The following is a 16,328-nucleotide window of genomic DNA, read 5'->3' on the forward strand; positions in this document are numbered from 1 at the left end:
AACGGTCCTAAGGTAGCGAAATTCCTTGTCGGGTAAGTTCCGACCTGCACGAATGGTGTAACGATCTGGGCGCTGTCTCAGCCATGAGCTCGGTGAAATTGTAGTCACGGTGAAGATGCCGTGTACCCGCAACGGGACGGAAAGACCCCATGCACCTTTACTGCAGCTTAGCATTGGTACTGGACAAATGATGTGTAGGATAGGTGGGAGACTATGAAGCGGGTTCGCCAGGATCTGTGGAGTCACTGTTGAAATACCACCCTTTGTTTGTTTGGTATCTAATCCCGGCTCGGGAGACATTGCTTGGTGGGTAGTTTGACTGGGGTGGTCGCCTCCAAAAGGATAACGGAGGCTTCCAAAGGTTCCCTCAGTACGCTTGGTAACCGTACGAGGAGTGCAATAGCATAAGGGAGCTTGACTGTAAGGCCGACAAGCCGAGCAGGGTGGAAACACGGGTATAGTGATCCGGCGGTTCTGAATGGAAGGGCCGTCGCTCAAAGGATAAAAGGTACGCTGGGGATAACAGGCTGATCTCCCCCAAGAGCTCATATCGACGGGGAGGTTTGGCACCTCGATGTCGGCTCGTCACATCCTGGGGCTGGAGAAGGTCCCAAGGGTTGGGCTGTTCGCCCATTAAAGTGGCACGCGAGCTGGGTTCAGAACGTCGTGAGACAGTTCGGTCCCTATCTGTTGCGGGCGTGGGAAGTTTGCGAGGACCTGACCTTAGTACGAGAGGACCGGGTTGGACTGACCGCTGGTGTACTTATTTGTGGTGCCAACTGCACTGCCGGGTAGCTACGTCGGGAAGAGATAAGCGCTGAAAGCATCTAAGTGCGAAACTCCCCTCAAGATGAGACTTCCAAATAGGGCCCTCAGAGACGATGAGGTTGATAGGCTGCAGGTGTAAAGGCAGTAATGTCATAGCTGAGCAGTACTAATTGCCCAAAAGCTTATTCTGGCTGTGTTACAGTTTCTACGATATATGTTAAAAAGAGTCAGCAGTCGGAAGACTGAAGACCGAAGAACAAAAAATATTAGATGCAGGGCATCGGATCGGAAAGCAGGAAACTGCCGACCGGAAACTGATCACTGCATACTTACAGATTAGGCGGCCTAGCGCAGGGGTCCCACCTCTTCCCATCCCGAACAGAGAAGTTAAGCCCTGCAGCGCCGATGGTACTGGGGTTACACCCGGGAGAGTAGGTCGCCGCCACATTATTCAAACCTCAGCCTAACCGCTGGGGTTTTTGTGTTTTAGGGGAATTACAGTAGCAGTAGGCAGTGTTGAGTAGGCAGTAGTCAGCAACAAAGGCTGAAAGCTGAAATGAGAATGCTAAAAGGGCGGAATTGTACATCCCTAAATAACGTTGACCGTTTGGTTCAACATTCATTTATAAATTCCATCGGGCATATATGAGCCAGAGGTTCTTCTCTTGGGCAAACTACTTGGGGGCTCGATGCCCCCGAGTAGTTTTTCTTTCCTTCGGTATAAACATTCACCGTCGGTCTTTCTTGGGCAGGTAAATCTAGTGTTTTTTGGTAGAATCCCATCGGTGTATACTTCATATCAAAAGCTCTGTGCAATCTTTTTGTATTATAGTTGTTGACCGCTTTTTTCACCTTTCTCTTTAGCTCATTTATATCTTTGATCTTCCATCTTTTGAGGTCTTCATTTTTGATGATTCCATTGATGCGTTCTGCGTAGGCGTTCTCCCATGCGACTTTCCCCATGCTAATGTGGATACAGTTTGTTTTCAGTAATCGGGTATATTCCCCGCTACTGTATTGGGATCCTCTGTCTGAATGGTGGATCAGTCCCCAAGGCAGAAAGTCCAACTGTTTCAGTGCCATTGTCATTGCTTCTAAATTGCCTTTGGTCCTCATATGGTCATTGACCGAATAACCGACCAGTAATCGGGTGTAGACGTCTATGATAAACACCAGATAATAGTGTTCCCCATTTAGGTGAAAATAGGTAATATCGCTCTGGATCACCTGAAAGGGGCGGGTAACAGATATTCTTTCAATCAGATTGGGATAGTGGCAGCTCCCGCTGTAAGTGGTTCTATGATAGTTTCTTATACGCTTCACTCCATAGCCCAGTCCCAAGAAAATCTCACAGAACTGATCCCTGCCCATCCAATTCGGATTCAGGGTATAATACATCTTTTCCACCCCACATCCCGGATGTTCCTCCTTCAGCTGATCGGCCAAAATTACCAGTTCGGCAAGCTCCCTGTCAAAGCGATCCTGCCTTAGCTTGGCCTGCTGAACTGCTTGCTTACTGACCCCAACAGTCCGATAGAGTTCATTGAGAGAATAGCTCATCACTTTCCTGTTGGTTTGGAACCACCAGAGAGTGGGGTGTTGGAGTTTTTTTTGATATCGATTGAATAGGTTTCCTTGGCCAGGTCAATCATCTTTTCTAAATAGTCAATCATGATCTGTTTCTGTCCAACAGTTCGTTCGAGCTCCTTGACCTTTTCTTCGAGTTCCTTTAACCGATGTGTCTGGCTGTCTTTCATCTCAACGATTCTGATATTTTTTTCATTGTAAGTGGAATACTTGTAAATCCAACGATAAATAAGAGCATTACAAACTCCGTAATGCTTTTGCATTTGAGGAACAGACATGACTCCTTTTTCGAAGTCGTCTACCAATTTACGTTTAAATTCTTCAGAAAATTTACGATGTGAATTGATCCTTTTTCCCGTTTTTAGCATCTTCATTCTGATTTAAAAACGGTCAACCTATTTCAGGGAGTGACAAATGGCTTTGCAGCGCCGATGGTACTGGTACGCCGCGGCGCACGGGAGAGTAGGTCGCCGCCACATTAATCAAACCTCAGCCTAACCGCTGGGGTTTTTGTGTTTTAGAGGAATTACAGTAGGCTGTATTAAGTAGGCAGTAGGGAAGTTTGGAGGTTTATCTCCCAAAGGAAGGCTCAAGTGAGAATGCTGAAAGGGCGGAATGGCTTTGCAGCGCCGATGGTACTGGTACGCCGCGGCGCACGGGAGAGTAGGTCGCCGCCACATTATTCAAACCTCAGCCTAACCGCTGGGGTTTTTGTGTTTTAGGGGAATTACAGTAGGCAGGGTTGAGTAGGCAGTAGGCTGGAAAGGATGAAGGCTTAAATGAGAAAGCTGAAAGAATAAAGAATTCAATTGAAGATATATTCCAATAACAAATTACTCAACAACTTATTAACCAATAACCCATCAAACTTTCCCTTTAACGTCAGGTGAAAACTGCTTCATTGAAGTAATTATAGTCATAAGCCATATCCAGATTTAGGGATGGATCTCTGGGCGTATTTATTAATCTGAAAAGGGTGGCAATCGATAACCCAGATTCAAGTAATAAGTGCAACACTAAAGGTTTAAGGAAGGAAGCCTAGGCTTCCTTCCTTAGGCTGAAGAATTAAATTAGTGTTGTCATGCAGAAATTCAATCATCTCAGCCCAGAGCAAAGGTACCAAATCGAAATTTTAATCAAACAAGGGGTGACTCAGACCGGTATTGCCCGAGCTTTAGGAGTTCATAAAAGCACCATTTGTCGGGAGCTTCGTCGGAACACGGGTCTACGCGGGCGCAATGCGGGTGAATATGTCGCTCGTGTCGCTCAAAACAGAACCGATGAACGGCATAAGCTTAAACCCAAGAATATCCGTTTCAAGGCTGAGCTAAAGGAACAAGCTCGAGTTTGGCTCAAGGAGGAAAAACTGAGTCCGGAATTGATTGCTGCCAAATGGGAATTGGATGGAAACCCGGGCGTGTCCCATGAAACCATTTATCAATGGATTTGGAAAGCCAAGAAAAGTAAGCATTGGTCATTGACCAGAGATCGGGAGCTTTATAAATGCCTCCGCCATGGGAAAAGAAAGCGAAAAAGAGGCAATTACAGAGATTCCAGAGGAATCATAAAGGAAAGAGTGCCTATTGAACAACGACCTGCTGTTGTAGCCCTAAGGGAGCGAATAGGCGATATAGAAGTCGATCTGATGATGGGTAAGAACCACCAGTCTGCTCTTCTGGTCTTGGTAGATAGGGCTACCCTGATTACCACTATGGAGAAATTATCCGGTAAGAATGCTGATGCTATTGAACAGAAATTAGCTAAGCGAATCCAAAGGATTGGGCCTTCCTTTTTCAAATCGATCACCTTTGATAATGACATGGCTTTTGCAAACCATCACTTGATTCGAGACAAATACAATATCCCAACCTACTTTACTCGGCCGTATACTTCGCAGGATAAAGGAACTGTCGAAAACAGAATAGGATTGATTAGAGCTTTCTTACCTAAAAAAACTGACCTCAATGAAATCTCAACAGAACAAATACAAGCAATCGAGGCTAAAATCAATAACAGACCCGTTAGAAAGTTTAATTACCTTAGTCCAATACAAAAACTCAAACAAAAATTAGGTGTTGCACTTATAAGTTGAACACGGCTAATTTGAATATTAGAAAAAATAAACAATAAAAAAGCCGACTGTTAGCCGGCTTTTTTTAATTTTTATTAAACATTGACATGCCTTTCAGCATGATAGGAAGATCTTACTAATGGTCCTGATTCAACGTATTTCAAGCCTTTTTTGAGGCCTTCTTCACGATAATGGTCGAATAGGTCAGGATGAATGAATTCAGCCACCTCAATATGCATTTTGGTTGGCTGTAAATACTGTCCCAGAGTTAGGATGTCGCAACCGTGTTCCACTAGATCATCCATAGCCTTATAAACCTCCTCTTTAGTTTCTCCAAGACCTAGCATGATACCTGTCTTGGTTCTTTTACCATACTCCTTGGTAAGCTTTATTTGTTCCAAGGATCTATTGTATTTCGCCTGAGGTCTTACTCTTCTATACAAAGATTCCACAGTTTCCATGTTATGGGAGACCACCTCTTGTCCCGCACTGATCATTCTATACAAAGCATCCCAGTTAGATTTTACATCTGGAATCAATGTCTCAATGGTAGTCTCTGGTGAAAGTTCTTTTGTTTTTACAACTGTCTGATACCAAATCTCAGCTCCACGATCTTTCAATTCATCTCTATTAACAGAAGTAAGAACGGCATGTTTTACTCCCATCAACTTGATTGCTTCAGCAACTCTTCTTGGTTCGTCTTCATCATATTCTGGAGGCCTTCCGGTAGCTACTGCACAAAATGAACAGGATCTAGTACATACATTTCCAAGAATCATGAAAGTAGCAGTACCAGCACCCCAACATTCACCCATATTTGGACAGTTACCGCTTTCGCAAATGGTATGAAGTTTATGCTCATCTACTAGTTTTCTGACTTTTGCATATTCTTTACCGATAGGAAGCTTAACCCGAAGCCAATCAGGCTTTTTTCTTTTGGTAGCTTCTTCGGATATCACTGGCAATTCAATCATAGTCGATTTATTTGAGGGCAAAATTACAGGTAATCAATTCAAAACCCAATTTTACCTACTTTCTGAAACCATAATAAAATGTGAAATAGGCAGACTGAAATATTTGCCTGTTTTCAGAAGTCGGTATTAATGGGATTTCTCTGGTAAAACCCTCCAACATATATCCAAGTTCCACTCCTGTCACATTACTTCTAAACACCCCAAATTCAAAATTTAATGCAGCTTTGAAATTACCCCCAATAGCTAATTCCGATTCACCAATTCCCTCAAAAAGCCTACCCGTTCCGAGTATGTTAAATCTACTTTGATGAACCTCGGGATTATATTGCTCTCTTACTGTTTCAAGTCTATTCACTGCATATTCTATATAATATGGGGCAATCAAACCAATTGATGGGCCTACGGCTGCTAATGCAGAAACCTGAACGCCTTGATTTGGTGCCTTTTTGAAAAGAATTATTTCCCGCCCGTATTGAGGCCGAATTGAGTATAGATAATTCGATTTTCCGAATATGTAGCTATTGCCAAGAACTGTATTATAGCGTACTTCTTTTGGGCTTTTAACATTGGAAAGTTCTACAGAAAGAAAAGAAAACTGTTGATCGTCTATTCGGGTACCGACCTTAAAAACTAAACCTCCAATTAATCCTCCATTGGTGTTTTTATTTAAACCAAAAAGGAATTCTCTGTCATACTCATAGTTTCCAGCATCTTCCCGCTGTGCCAGAGCACTGTTAGCCAAGAAGGCAAACCAAATAAAAAAGAGGATTTTAAAATTGCTCATTGACTGTGGGTAGGAAATATTAAATTATTTTTGAACTCAAGTATTTAACTGAAAATTAAAAGTAAGAGTTTATGCCCACGATAAAAAGTTCATATTTAGGAAATTTGAGAACCTCTTCAACGCATTTACAATCAGGTAAGAACATACTTACAGATGCTCCCGTTGATAATAATGGAAAAGGCGAAGCTTTTTCTCCTACAGACTTGGTGGCTTCAGCTCTAGGCTCCTGTATGGTTACAATCATGGGTATAGTTGCAGAAAATAATGGTCACAAATTAGATGGTTTGGATTGGGAGGTTACAAAAGTAATGCAATCCAATCCCCGAAAAATAGCTGAAATTATAGTTGATTTTCAATGGGAAGATCCAATCAGCGATCCGGTATTGATTCAAAAACTGAAAAATGCAGCCAAAACTTGCCCAGTAGCATTAAGCTTAGATTCAGAAATTAAACAAACCATCAATTTTAATTTCTAAAGTCTCCTTTTTAAATAATATAAACCCAAAACCTATGTGCTATCTCTTTGAAAATTTTAAAGGATGGAAAGACTATTGTTTAGATAAAAACATCAGTCTAGAAGAATCTGTCATTGAATATGAATGTGAGGAAAAAGGCGCCAATAAAGAAGAAATATTAGCTGGTTTGTTAAAAGCCTATTCGGTCATGAAAGATGCTGTAAAGACCGGGCTTGAAAAAGATATGAAATCCAACAGTGGGATGATAGATAATGGGGCTAAGAAAGTTTTTAATCACCCATTGACAGTTTTATCTCCTGAGTTTCAAAAACTCATTTCCAGAGCATTGGCAGCCAAAGAAGTCAATAGCTGTATGGGAAGAGTTGTGGCAGCTCCCACTGCTGGAGCCTCCGGAATTTTACCTGGAACAATGGTGACGTTGCAGGAAATCCATTCGCTTTCAGATGAACAAATAGTAAATGGACTCCTTGTAGGTGCAGGCATCGCATTGATTATTGAACAAAGAGCAAGTTTGGCAGGTGCTGTAGGAGGATGTCAGGCAGAAACGGGTTCAGCAGCCGCTATGGCCTCTGGAGCAATTGTTTATTGCCTTGGAGGAAATATAGATCAAGTTTTTACGGCTGTTGCAGTCACTATCCAGTGTATGTTGGGTTTGGTATGTGACCCTGTTGCAGGCCTGGTAGAAGTTCCATGTGTGGTTCGAAATGCCAGTGCTGCAAGTATTGCTTTCAGTTCTGCTCAGATTGCTTTGGCAAATGTGAATGCCGTTATCCCTGTTGATGAATGTGTTGAAGCAATGGGGGAAATAGGCGCTTCTATGGAAAGCAAGTACAAGGAGACAGCTATGGGAGGATTAGCGGCAACCCTTACGGGTCAAGAGATATCGAAAAGAGTATTGATTCAGGATATTGAAATCCTGCCAGATGAAGAATTACCCGAGTAAATTTTGAAATAATGGAATTGAAAGAATTCTATCTATGGTAAGGCTGAAAAAAGTAGCCCAAAGGATAGATGACCACAGCATATGGAAATAAATTGTTCTTTTCCGAGTCCCAAAAGAAACTAAAATCAAAGTTCCACCCGCTGGAGTCAGAATTAATGGGGTAGCAAGTGCTATCCCTATTTCACCATATTTTTTCCAAAGCTTCACAATTGCTCTATTCTTTTTAGAAAAAACAGCCTTATCCTTATAAAACCTCAAAGCTAGATAGGACCTGAATTTTTCACCAAGCATGGTGAACAAAAATACACTAGACATCATTCCTGCTACAGTGACTAAGATAGTTAACCCAATACTGTAACCTGCTGCAGAACCTAAAACTGGCCCTGCTATAAATTTAAAGTAGCTAAGGAAATAAATTCCTAAAAATGTTATTACAGCCTCACTCATAACAGGAAAAACATGTAAAGACAATAGCTTCCAAATAGAATAGAACCTTCAATTTTTGAAACTTGCATTTTTGTTTTCATTAAAGGAAATAATAGAAGCGTAATACCTATCATCCAAAGAAAATCTACATCCAGAAAATCCTCAGAAACTCCAATAGGCTGTATGATTGCTGTAATTCCAATGATAGATAAAATATTCATGATATTACTTCCAAGAATATTACCCAAGGCTAAATCAGTACGTTTAGAAAGAGCTGCCATTATTGAGGTGATCAGTTCCGGTAAGCTTGTTCCAATAGCAATAATTGAAACCCCAATTACTCTTTCTGAAACTCCGAATTCTCTGGATATTTTAACTGCATTTTCAACCAGAAGTTCTGACCCAAAATAAAGCCCAATAATTCCTGCTGAAAAAAGTGCTATCGAAATTAGCCAACTGTAACCTTTCACCTGTTCTATTTCTGCTTCTACCTCCTTATCATCAGCAATCCCTCCTTTGGAACTTTTAAATAGATAAAAGTTGAATAGAATAAAAACACTAAATAGAAGTATTCCTTCCCAAAGGCCAATTAATCCGTTTAATCCTAGGATGAAAAATAAAATAGTAACCAAAACAGTAACCAAATAATCAAATCGAAGGTGTGAACTTTTGATCATGATGGGGTAAAATATTCCGCTTAAACCTAGTACTAAGCCTATATTTGCAATATTTGAGCCTACCACATTTCCTATGGAAATATCGCTGTTTCCTTTTAAGGCAGCATTAACACTCACTAGTAACTCAGGCGCAGAGGTGCCAAAGGCTACGATCGTTAGTCCAATCAATCCACTACTCATTCCCAATTTAACGGCAATCGCTGAAGCTCCGTCAACCAAAAATTTTCCGCCTACCAATAATATGATTAGACCTAGAGCCAGTAATAAATATGCAATCATTATTTAAAGTTTAGGACCAAATGCCAAATCTCCCGCGTCTCCAAGCCCAGGAACTATATAAGATTGAGCATTTAATTTTTCATCAACCACACCAATCCAAAATTGGTGTGAGATTTTCAGGTGATTTTGTAAGTATTGAATACCTTCTGGAGCAGCAAATGCAGCAGCAATATGGATTTTAGATGGTGTTCCGTGTTCTAATAATTTTTCAATGGATGCAAGAAATGATTTTCCTGTTGCAAGCATTGGATCTGCCAAGATGACGATTTTTCCATCCAAAGAAGGACTAGCGTGGTAGCCTAAGTTTATCTGGATTTCATCACTTGTGTTTTCTTGCCTAAAAGCTCCAATAAATCCACTTTCAGATTGATCAAAAACGCTCAAAAATCCATTATAAAAGGGAAGAGATGCCCTTAAGACAGCTATCAAGACAGGTTGCGACGAAGGTAATAAAGTGTTAGAGCTTGCGAGTGGACTTGTTATTTCTTTCTCTTCGTATGGAAAGGATTTTGAAATCTCATATGCCAAAATGCTTCCAAGTCTTTTTAAATTCTCTCTGAATCTCATTCTATCTTGCTGGACTCGGATATCTCGCATTTCTGCTATGAATTGATTAGCTATAGATGGCTGATTTGCTAAGATGAACATGGAGCTAATTTAATAGAAAAAACCCGGCTGATGGAGGCCGGGTTTTCAGATTTTTATTTCGTGCAAATTATTTTATTTCAAAACTTGTTCTTCTAGCCATTTGTCGGGCATTTTCTGAATTTTTGTCAACACTTGTATCTTCGCCATATCCTTTAAAGGTCAATCTTGCCGCGTCTATTCCTGATTTAATTAATAGGTCATGAACTGCTTGGGCTCTTTTTTCAGATAGTTTCAAATTGTAGTTTTCTGGCCCTAATTCATCGGCATATCCTTTTACTTCTAATTTTATACCTGGGTTTCTTTTCAAGAAGTTAGAAACATATTGAATTGAGGAGATAGAAAATGCCAGCGGTTTTGAAGAGTCAAATGAGAAATAGACATTGACGTATTTGTCTTGAATTGCTTTTTTCAAGTAGTCCTCTTTGTTTATTATTTCCTCTACTGGACATCCTGAAGTTGCAGCGGGTCCAGGTAAGAATGGACATTTATCCAAATGATCAGCAAGGCCGTCTCCATCAGAATCTAAGGTTACCCCATCAGTTCCTACCCTAGCATCAATAGGTGTATTAGGTTCTTTATCTAAATAATCCGGGATTCCGTCTCCATCAGAATCTTTCAACATATCCTTGATACTTGATATTTGACTTGCAAGTTCATCTTTTGTTAAATAGGGATCAGGTTTTATATACCAATCAGCATGTTGCTCTTTGGATCCTAAATAGAAGTTTAGCCCTAAGGTTCCAGTCCACCAAATACCGGTAGCATGAACGTATGGTGGCTCTGGAAAATTTGTAGGTTCTGAGGCGTTATATCTCGATCCATCAAATGTATAAGTTTGACGGCCATTAAAATTGATGTCAATTCTTCCAGTTAAAGCTAATTTTTCTGTGATTTTGTACATCCCAGTGAATCCAGATTTGATTGTCTGGCTGTATTCAGGTTTTGTAAACGGAAGTGGAGTAGTGACATATTTCATTCCAATGACTCCAATCCCCAAAGATCCTAATAAACCAATTCTGTTTGTAAATGACTGGAAGTTCAAGATTTGCCCTAGGTTGGCAACTCCCATGACTCCAAAGTGCAAGTAATTTGTCTGAAAGGATGGGTTTAAGTTTTTTATACTTGAAAAATTACCAAGTTCTAAAAGTCCTCTTAATCCAAACTTTTCATTGATCATATACCTGGCTCCAACATCTATAGTCCCAATATTCAAAGTGGGGGTTAAATACGGAGGAGCTAAGGGAGACATCGCTTTGTTAAAGCCGGCACTTGTTTCAATACTCCATTGGTTAAACTCTTTCTGTGCGTACCCTATTGTAGACAGACACAGGTAAACCAAGATTAGAATTACTTTTTTCATGGTTATGTGAGGATTTTTTTAAGGGTGTGTCTCAAAGATATTGAAATTTTCAGGTTCAATAGGCTTAAATAGGGCAAAAAAAAACCTGACCATTACGATCAGGTTTTTATTGTATTGTATTTACAATTATTTTACTTCGAAAGAAGCTCTTCTTGCCATTTGTCTAGCATCTGCAGAAGATTTGTCTACGCTAGTATCTTCACCATATCCTTTGTAAGAAAGTCTTGAGGAATTAATACCTGCAGCGATTAGAATATCATAAACTGCTTTAGCTCTTTTCTCAGAAAGCTTCATGTTGTAATCTTCTGGACCTAATTCGTCTGCATATCCTTTGATTTCTACAGATACACCTGGATTTCTTTTCAAGAAGTTAGCTACATAATTTGCAGCGCTAATAGAGTAGCCTAAAGGCTTGGAGCTATCGAAAGCATAGTAAACATTTACATAACCATCATTAATAGCCTTCTTCAAATAATCAACTTCTTCTCTTACTTCTTCAACCGGACATCCGTTAGTAGAAGCAGGTCCTGGCTGGAATGGACACTTATCCAAGTGGTCAGGTGTACCGTCACCGTCGGAATCTAAAGTAGTACCAGCGGAATTAACTCTTGCTCCAGCAGGAGTATTTGGTTCTTTGTCTAAGTAATCAGGAACTCCGTCACCATCAGAATCTTTCAACATATCTTTGATTCCGTTGATTTGAGAAGCAAGCTCTTCTTTTGTAGCGTATTTGTCAGCTGCAATATACCAGTCAGCGTGCTCTTCGCTTTTACCTAAGTAGAAGTTCAATCCAATAGTACCAGTCCACCAAGTACCGTTAGTACCGTAGTAACCATTCTCTAGATCAGGAAGAATCTCAGTAGATCCATCCCAAGATACAGTCTGACGACCATTCAAGATAGTAGAAATGTCACCAACCAAGGCAATATTTTTGGATAACTTTAATTGTGGAGTTAATCCAAATATTAAATTGTATACGATATCATTGGTTCCAGCAAATCTGTTGCTCTGTGGCTTCACAGCACCCATACCTGCACCACCGTGCAACAATAGGCCGAATGATCTGCTAAATGATTCAAAGTTTAAGACTCTTCCCATATTGGCCACACCTTGAAGGTTTAATCTCCAATAGTTTGTGTCAAATGGTTGAAGGCTGTTTACTCTGTTACCGTTCGCTTCGCTCATGGATCCGAAACCATAATCGAGTTTCGCTCCAAATTTTTCATTGAACATATATCGAACTCCAAAGTCCACATGTCCAATGTTTAAAGTAGGTGATAAGAACTGAGGAGCTAATGGAGCCATTGGCTTGTTAAAGCCACCATTAATTTCCAAAGACAACTTGTCGTAGTCTTGAGCACTGGCACCAATAGCCAAGGCTCCTGCCATAAGTGTTGAGAGTATTAGTTTTTTCATAACAAAAAATTTTTGTTCAAATTTTAAGTGTTTGATTGATGTGAATACAAATTTATAAACTTTTAATTTACTGCAAATCTAGATGAATTATTTAAATGCCAATTAACAAATAAAATAATCCTTGCGATTTTTTTCAAATAACAACAAAAACTTTACATAATTAATGCCAATATGAAATTATTATTCGATTTATTGAAAAAATTCGGTGTTTCCGGCGATGAGCAAGACACTGCAAATTTTATCTTAGAATACATTGATAAACGGCAAAGATTCTGGAATGTTCAGCCTAAAGTGTTTTTCGGTGAAGAATTTCACGATTGTATTTTACTGAAGTTTGGGACTCCTCGTACAGCTCTTTTTGCACATATGGATACCATTGGGTTCATGGTACGGTATGAAAATCAACTGATTCCAGTGGGAGGTCCAGAGTTTATCAAGGAGACAGAACTTGTTGGCCAAGATTCCCTCGGTAAAATCCATTGTAAATTAATTGGAGATGAAGATACTCCCCTGCATGATTTTCCACGTGCAATTGAAAGGGGTACTAGACTAGCATTCTCTCAAAATGCAAGAATTGATGAAGAATTTATTCAGGCTGCCTATTTAGACAACAGGTTGGGGCTATACACCGCATTGCAAGTTTGTGAGACAATCCAAGATGGATGGGTCGTTTTTACTACATATGAGGAGCACGGTGGTGGAAGTATGCCGTTTTTATTGAAATTTATTCAAGAAACTTCACCTGTAAGACAAGCCTTAATAGCCGATATAACTTGGGTGACAGAAGGTGTCTTGCCACATGACGGAGTTGTTATTTCAATCCGAGATAAATTTATACCTCGAAAAAAATTCATAGATAAAGTGATTTCTCTTGCTGAAAAAAGTGGAATTCCTTTTCAATTGGAAGTGGAAGCATATGGAGGAAGTGATGGAAGAGAGGTTCAATTTTCACCTTATGCAATTGACTGGGTGTTTGTGGGTGCTGCAGAAGAAAATGTGCATACTCCAGATGAAAAAGTATCTTTGAAAGATCTGCAGTCAATGATTGAGATGCATAAATATTTAATGGATTCACTATAATAATGGATGTTCAGATAAAAGATAAAAGTTTTCAGGTTTTCATCAGGGAAGAAGAAATCAAACTTCGGCTGAGGGAGCTTGGTAATGAGATTTCAAAAGATTTTCATGGGCAGGAGCTAGTGATGTTAGGAGTACTGAACGGCTCTTTCATCATATTTGCAGACCTATGTCGAGAGGTTCAAAGCGTTAAGCTTTTAACTAGTTTCATCAGGATTTCTTCCTACTCTGGAACTGAATCTCAAGAAAAAGTAAAGGAAGTAATGGGATTAAATGACCCGATAGAAGGAAAAAATGTTTTGATAGTGGAAGATATTGTTGATACAGGAATTAGCATGAATTTCCTTTTAAATACCCTGAAAACCCATAATCCTGCCTCGGTTTCTATAGCAACACTCTTATTTAAACCAGATGCTTTTCGTTTTAATTACCCGCTTCATTATGTGGGTTTTGAAATTCCCAATAAATTTGTGGTCGGTTATGGATTGGATTATGATGGATATGGGAGAGAACTTCCTGAAATTTATCAGTTAAAATGATCCGAATTTAAAAAAATTAGAATGTATAATATCGTTTTATTTGGCCCTCCAGGAGCTGGGAAAGGCACTCAAAGTGAAAAGCTGATTCAAAAATACGGACTGACGCATCTATCTACTGGAGACCTTTTTAGAAAACACTTAGGCGAAGGGACCGAATTGGGAAACTTGGCAAAAAAATACATGAATGAAGGGCGTTTGGTGCCTGATGAAGTTGTAATTGGGATGGTAGAAGAAAAAATTGCTTCCAATAAAAACTCCAAAGGATTTATTTTTGACGGATTTCCAAGAACTACTGCTCAAGCTAAAGCACTTGATGAAATGCTTGAAAAGCATGGTATGAGTATATCAGGAATGATTGCTCTAGATGTACCGGAAGACGTGCTAAAAGCTAGAATCAAAGAAAGAGGTAAGACTTCTGGTAGGGTGGATGATCAAGACGATGAAAAAATAAATACTAGAATCAAGGTTTACTTAGATGAAACACTCCCCGTTGCTGATTATTATGAAAAACAAGGGAAGTTCAAAAAAATCAATGGAGTAGGTGCTATCGATGAAATCTTCTCAGACATCACAAAGGTTATTGATAGTTACTGATTCCTTTAAAATTGCTAATTTTGCAATTCGAAATTTGGCTAGGCTGATTGCTTAGCCATTTTTATTTAAAGCAAATTATGGCAGATTCCAATTTTATAGATTACGTTAAGTTTTGTTCTAGATCAGGTGCCGGAGGTGCAGGTTCTCTTCATTTTCGAAGGGAAAAACATGTACCGAAAGGTGGTCCTGATGGCGGAGATGGTGGCAGGGGAGGCCATATCATATTAAAAGGAAATGCCCAATTATGGACTTTGCTTCACTTGAAATATAAAAAGCACGTCATCGCTGAGTCTGGGAAATCGGGCGAAGGTGGAAGACGCACTGGAGCTGACGGAAAAGATATCATTTTGGAAGTTCCATTAGGGACAGTCGCAAAAGATGCCGAGACTGGAGAGAAAAGATTTGAAATAACTGAAGACGGACAGGAAGTAATCCTCACCAAAGGCGGAAGAGGAGGTTTGGGAAATGATCATTTTAAATCTGCTACCAATCAGGCCCCTCACTTTGCTCAACCTGGGGAACCAGGTATTGAAGAATGGATTATTCTCGAACTCAAATTATTAGCTGATGTTGGTTTAGTAGGTTTTCCTAATGCAGGCAAATCCACCCTCCTTTCATCAATTTCTGCAGCAAAGCCTGAAATAGGAGATTACCCGTTCACTACTCTCGTGCCAAATTTGGGAGTGGTGGCATATAGAGATGACAAGTCTTTTGTGATGGCTGATATCCCTGGAATTATTGAGGGTGCAGCTGATGGAAAAGGCCTTGGGATAAGATTTTTGAGACATATAGAACGAAATTCCATCCTTCTTTTCCTTATCCCGGCAGATGCGGATAATATCAAAAAACAATACAAAATATTACTGGGAGAACTTGAAAAATATAATCCTGAGCTTTTAGATAAGCAGAGATTACTGGCAATTTCCAAATCAGATATGTTGGATGATGAGTTGATGACCGAAATGAAAAATGAATTGCCTGAGGGCATACCATCTGTTTTCATTTCAGCCGTAGCCCAAACCAACCTGGATAAATTAAAGGATATGATTTGGCAGGCTATCCAACAAGGATAAGTGCCACTTTGTCAGGTTGAGCTCTATGGCAATAATATTGATGAGTTAGAATAAACCAGCTATTGATTTATAATTTATGAAAAATAAGGAAGAAGAAGTAAAAGACAATCTTCAAGAGACAGTAGAGGAAACTCCCGAAAAGGAAGTGACTCAAGAGCAAGAAACTGATTCTACAGCAGATGATTCTTTAGCGAAACTTGAATCTGAATTAGCTGAGGTAAAAGATAAATATCTGAGACTCTATTCTGATTTTGAAAATTTCAGGAAGAGAAATGCGAAAGAACGACTGGACTTGATCAAAACTGCTTCTGAAGATGTGCTTAGAGATTTGATTCCAGTTGTTGATGATTTTGAAAGGGCCTTCAAAGCAAATGAAAGTGAGGAAGATGCTCAAAAAGTGCGTGAAGGAAATCAGTTGATTTTCCATAAGCTTTTGAAAATATTGGAAAACAAAGGGTTAAAACCAATGGGTGATTTGATAGGGCAACCTTTTGATGCCGACACTCAAGAGGCGATTACTCAGATTCCAGCACCGAGTGAAGAAATGAAAGGAAAGGTAATTGACGTGGTAGAGAAAGGATACACCTTAGGAGATAAGGTGGTTCGCTTTGCCAAAGTTGTGACAGGAGCGTAATT

17 protein-coding genes and 2 rRNA genes (1 of these 19 running past the window's edge) are annotated in these 16,328 nt (G+C 39.8%); 10 read left to right on the top strand and 9 right to left on the bottom strand.

Annotated elements, in window-relative coordinates; all coding sequences use genetic code 11:
* Positions 1 to 958: ribosomal RNA gene (locus tag GYM62_RS00190) — 23S ribosomal RNA — on the top strand (it extends 1,914 nt beyond the left edge of the window).
* 146 nt (positions 959 to 1,104) lie between these two features.
* A 5S ribosomal RNA gene (gene rrf / locus GYM62_RS00195) occupies positions 1,105 to 1,216 on the top strand.
* A gap of 164 nt (positions 1,217 to 1,380) precedes the next feature.
* Here the strand turns inward: rrf and GYM62_RS00200 are convergent.
* Together GYM62_RS00200 and GYM62_RS00205 are read right to left on the bottom strand one after the other, a co-directional pair.
* A complete protein-coding gene (locus GYM62_RS00200) occupies positions 1,381 to 2,328 on the bottom strand; it encodes an IS3 family transposase (RefSeq protein ID WP_219957854.1) in 948 nt (315 codons plus the stop codon).
* Positions 2,328 to 2,723 carry a transposase gene (locus GYM62_RS00205; protein ID WP_219957855.1) on the bottom strand — a complete coding sequence of 132 codons (396 nt, stop codon included), beginning with the start codon at positions 2,721 to 2,723 and terminating at the stop codon, positions 2,328 to 2,330. Before GYM62_RS00205 ends, GYM62_RS00200 begins: the two co-directional genes overlap by 1 nt.
* Before the next feature lie 713 nt (positions 2,724 to 3,436).
* Between GYM62_RS00205 and GYM62_RS00210 the strand changes: the two genes are divergently transcribed.
* A complete protein-coding gene (locus GYM62_RS00210) occupies positions 3,437 to 4,447 on the top strand; it encodes an IS30 family transposase (protein WP_219956726.1) in 1,011 nt (336 codons plus the stop codon).
* Positions 4,448 to 4,521: 74 nt separating this feature from the next.
* On the opposite strand, the gene lipA is transcribed toward GYM62_RS00210, so the two are convergent.
* Together lipA and GYM62_RS00220 are read right to left on the bottom strand one after the other, a co-directional pair.
* Positions 4,522 to 5,400, bottom strand: coding sequence for a lipoyl synthase (lipA, locus tag GYM62_RS00215; RefSeq protein ID WP_219957856.1), 879 nt, complete (start codon positions 5,398 to 5,400; stop codon positions 4,522 to 4,524).
* A 55-nt stretch (positions 5,401 to 5,455) separates the two neighbouring features.
* Positions 5,456 to 6,184 carry a hypothetical protein gene (locus GYM62_RS00220; RefSeq protein ID WP_219957857.1) on the bottom strand — a complete coding sequence of 243 codons (729 nt, stop codon included), beginning with the start codon at positions 6,182 to 6,184 and terminating at the stop codon, positions 5,456 to 5,458.
* A 71-nt stretch (positions 6,185 to 6,255) separates the two neighbouring features.
* On the opposite strand from GYM62_RS00220, the gene GYM62_RS00225 reads away from it, so the two are divergent.
* Together GYM62_RS00225 and sdaAA are read left to right on the top strand one after the other, a co-directional pair.
* Positions 6,256 to 6,660 (top strand): OsmC family protein, encoded by a 405-nt coding sequence (locus GYM62_RS00225; RefSeq protein ID WP_091654979.1) that lies wholly within the window; start codon positions 6,256 to 6,258, stop codon positions 6,658 to 6,660.
* 34 nt (positions 6,661 to 6,694) lie between these two features.
* Positions 6,695 to 7,603, top strand: a complete 909-nt coding sequence (sdaAA, locus tag GYM62_RS00230; RefSeq protein ID WP_219957858.1) for an L-serine ammonia-lyase, iron-sulfur-dependent, subunit alpha — start codon at positions 6,695 to 6,697, stop codon at positions 7,601 to 7,603.
* Here the strand turns inward: sdaAA and GYM62_RS00235 are convergent.
* The 5 genes from GYM62_RS00235 to GYM62_RS00255 form a co-directional block, all read right to left on the bottom strand.
* Positions 7,592 to 8,050 (bottom strand): hypothetical protein, encoded by a 459-nt coding sequence (locus GYM62_RS00235; protein WP_219957859.1) that lies wholly within the window; start codon positions 8,048 to 8,050, stop codon positions 7,592 to 7,594. The genes sdaAA and GYM62_RS00235 overlap by 12 nt on opposite strands.
* Positions 8,047 to 8,985, bottom strand: a complete 939-nt coding sequence (locus tag GYM62_RS00240; protein ID WP_219957860.1) for a calcium/sodium antiporter — start codon at positions 8,983 to 8,985, stop codon at positions 8,047 to 8,049. Before GYM62_RS00240 ends, GYM62_RS00235 begins: the two co-directional genes overlap by 4 nt.
* Positions 8,986 to 8,988: 3 nt before the next feature.
* Positions 8,989 to 9,633: a uracil phosphoribosyltransferase gene (gene upp, locus GYM62_RS00245; protein ID WP_219957861.1), complete on the bottom strand. Its 645-nt coding sequence runs from the start codon at positions 9,631 to 9,633 to the stop codon at positions 8,989 to 8,991.
* 67 nt (positions 9,634 to 9,700) lie between these two features.
* Complete coding sequence (locus GYM62_RS00250; protein WP_219957862.1) at positions 9,701 to 10,993, bottom strand: OmpA family protein; 1,293 nt, start codon at positions 10,991 to 10,993, stop codon at positions 9,701 to 9,703.
* Positions 10,994 to 11,119: 126 nt separating this feature from the next.
* Entirely contained in the window at positions 11,120 to 12,409 is a 1,290-nt protein-coding gene (locus GYM62_RS00255; RefSeq protein ID WP_219957863.1) for an OmpA family protein, read from the bottom strand.
* Positions 12,410 to 12,580: 171 nt separating this feature from the next.
* Between GYM62_RS00255 and GYM62_RS00260 the strand changes: the two genes are divergently transcribed.
* From GYM62_RS00260 to GYM62_RS00280, 5 genes are all read left to right on the top strand, one after another.
* Positions 12,581 to 13,489 carry a M20/M25/M40 family metallo-hydrolase gene (locus GYM62_RS00260; protein WP_219957864.1) on the top strand — a complete coding sequence of 303 codons (909 nt, stop codon included), beginning with the start codon at positions 12,581 to 12,583 and terminating at the stop codon, positions 13,487 to 13,489.
* A 2-nt stretch (positions 13,490 to 13,491) separates the two neighbouring features.
* Positions 13,492 to 14,025 (top strand): hypoxanthine phosphoribosyltransferase, encoded by a 534-nt coding sequence (gene hpt / locus GYM62_RS00265; protein WP_219957865.1) that lies wholly within the window; start codon positions 13,492 to 13,494, stop codon positions 14,023 to 14,025.
* A gap of 21 nt (positions 14,026 to 14,046) precedes the next feature.
* Positions 14,047 to 14,619: an adenylate kinase gene (locus tag GYM62_RS00270; RefSeq protein WP_219957866.1), complete on the top strand. Its 573-nt coding sequence runs from the start codon at positions 14,047 to 14,049 to the stop codon at positions 14,617 to 14,619.
* Between the two features lie 77 nt (positions 14,620 to 14,696).
* Positions 14,697 to 15,692, top strand: coding sequence for a GTPase ObgE (obgE, locus tag GYM62_RS00275; RefSeq protein WP_219957867.1), 996 nt, complete (start codon positions 14,697 to 14,699; stop codon positions 15,690 to 15,692).
* A gap of 76 nt (positions 15,693 to 15,768) precedes the next feature.
* On the top strand, positions 15,769 to 16,326 hold the full coding sequence (locus GYM62_RS00280; RefSeq protein WP_091654968.1) for a nucleotide exchange factor GrpE: 558 nt from the start codon (positions 15,769 to 15,771) through the stop codon (positions 16,324 to 16,326).
* Positions 16,327 to 16,328: the final 2 nt, after the last annotated feature.

Origin of the sequence: Algoriphagus sp. NBT04N3 (assembly GCF_019443765.1) — a bacterium.
GTDB classification, from domain to species: Bacteria; Bacteroidota; Bacteroidia; order Cytophagales; family Cyclobacteriaceae; genus Algoriphagus; species Algoriphagus ornithinivorans.

Excerpts from the sequence above, each read along its gene's own strand:
- GYM62_RS00200 (WP_219957854.1), bottom strand. The coding sequence starts at position 2,328 with ATGAGCTATTCTCTCAATGAACTCTATCGGACTGTTGGGGTCAGTAAG.
- GYM62_RS00205 (WP_219957855.1), bottom strand. The coding sequence starts at position 2,723 with ATGCTAAAAACGGGAAAAAGGATCAATTCACATCGTAAATTTTCTGAA.
- GYM62_RS00210 (WP_219956726.1), top strand. The coding sequence starts at position 3,437 with ATGCAGAAATTCAATCATCTCAGCCCAGAGCAAAGGTACCAAATCGAA.
- lipA (WP_219957856.1), bottom strand. The coding sequence starts at position 5,400 with ATGATTGAATTGCCAGTGATATCCGAAGAAGCTACCAAAAGAAAAAAG.
- GYM62_RS00220 (WP_219957857.1), bottom strand. The coding sequence starts at position 6,184 with ATGAGCAATTTTAAAATCCTCTTTTTTATTTGGTTTGCCTTCTTGGCT.
- GYM62_RS00225 (WP_091654979.1), top strand. The coding sequence starts at position 6,256 with ATGCCCACGATAAAAAGTTCATATTTAGGAAATTTGAGAACCTCTTCA.
- sdaAA (WP_219957858.1), top strand. The coding sequence starts at position 6,695 with ATGTGCTATCTCTTTGAAAATTTTAAAGGATGGAAAGACTATTGTTTA.
- GYM62_RS00235 (WP_219957859.1), bottom strand. The coding sequence starts at position 8,050 with ATGAGTGAGGCTGTAATAACATTTTTAGGAATTTATTTCCTTAGCTAC.
- GYM62_RS00240 (WP_219957860.1), bottom strand. The coding sequence starts at position 8,985 with ATGATTGCATATTTATTACTGGCTCTAGGTCTAATCATATTATTGGTA.
- upp (WP_219957861.1), bottom strand. The coding sequence starts at position 9,633 with ATGTTCATCTTAGCAAATCAGCCATCTATAGCTAATCAATTCATAGCA.
- GYM62_RS00250 (WP_219957862.1), bottom strand. The coding sequence starts at position 10,993 with ATGAAAAAAGTAATTCTAATCTTGGTTTACCTGTGTCTGTCTACAATA.
- GYM62_RS00255 (WP_219957863.1), bottom strand. The coding sequence starts at position 12,409 with ATGAAAAAACTAATACTCTCAACACTTATGGCAGGAGCCTTGGCTATT.
- GYM62_RS00260 (WP_219957864.1), top strand. The coding sequence starts at position 12,581 with ATGAAATTATTATTCGATTTATTGAAAAAATTCGGTGTTTCCGGCGAT.
- hpt (WP_219957865.1), top strand. The coding sequence starts at position 13,492 with ATGGATGTTCAGATAAAAGATAAAAGTTTTCAGGTTTTCATCAGGGAA.
- GYM62_RS00270 (WP_219957866.1), top strand. The coding sequence starts at position 14,047 with ATGTATAATATCGTTTTATTTGGCCCTCCAGGAGCTGGGAAAGGCACT.
- obgE (WP_219957867.1), top strand. The coding sequence starts at position 14,697 with ATGGCAGATTCCAATTTTATAGATTACGTTAAGTTTTGTTCTAGATCA.
- GYM62_RS00280 (WP_091654968.1), top strand. The coding sequence starts at position 15,769 with ATGAAAAATAAGGAAGAAGAAGTAAAAGACAATCTTCAAGAGACAGTA.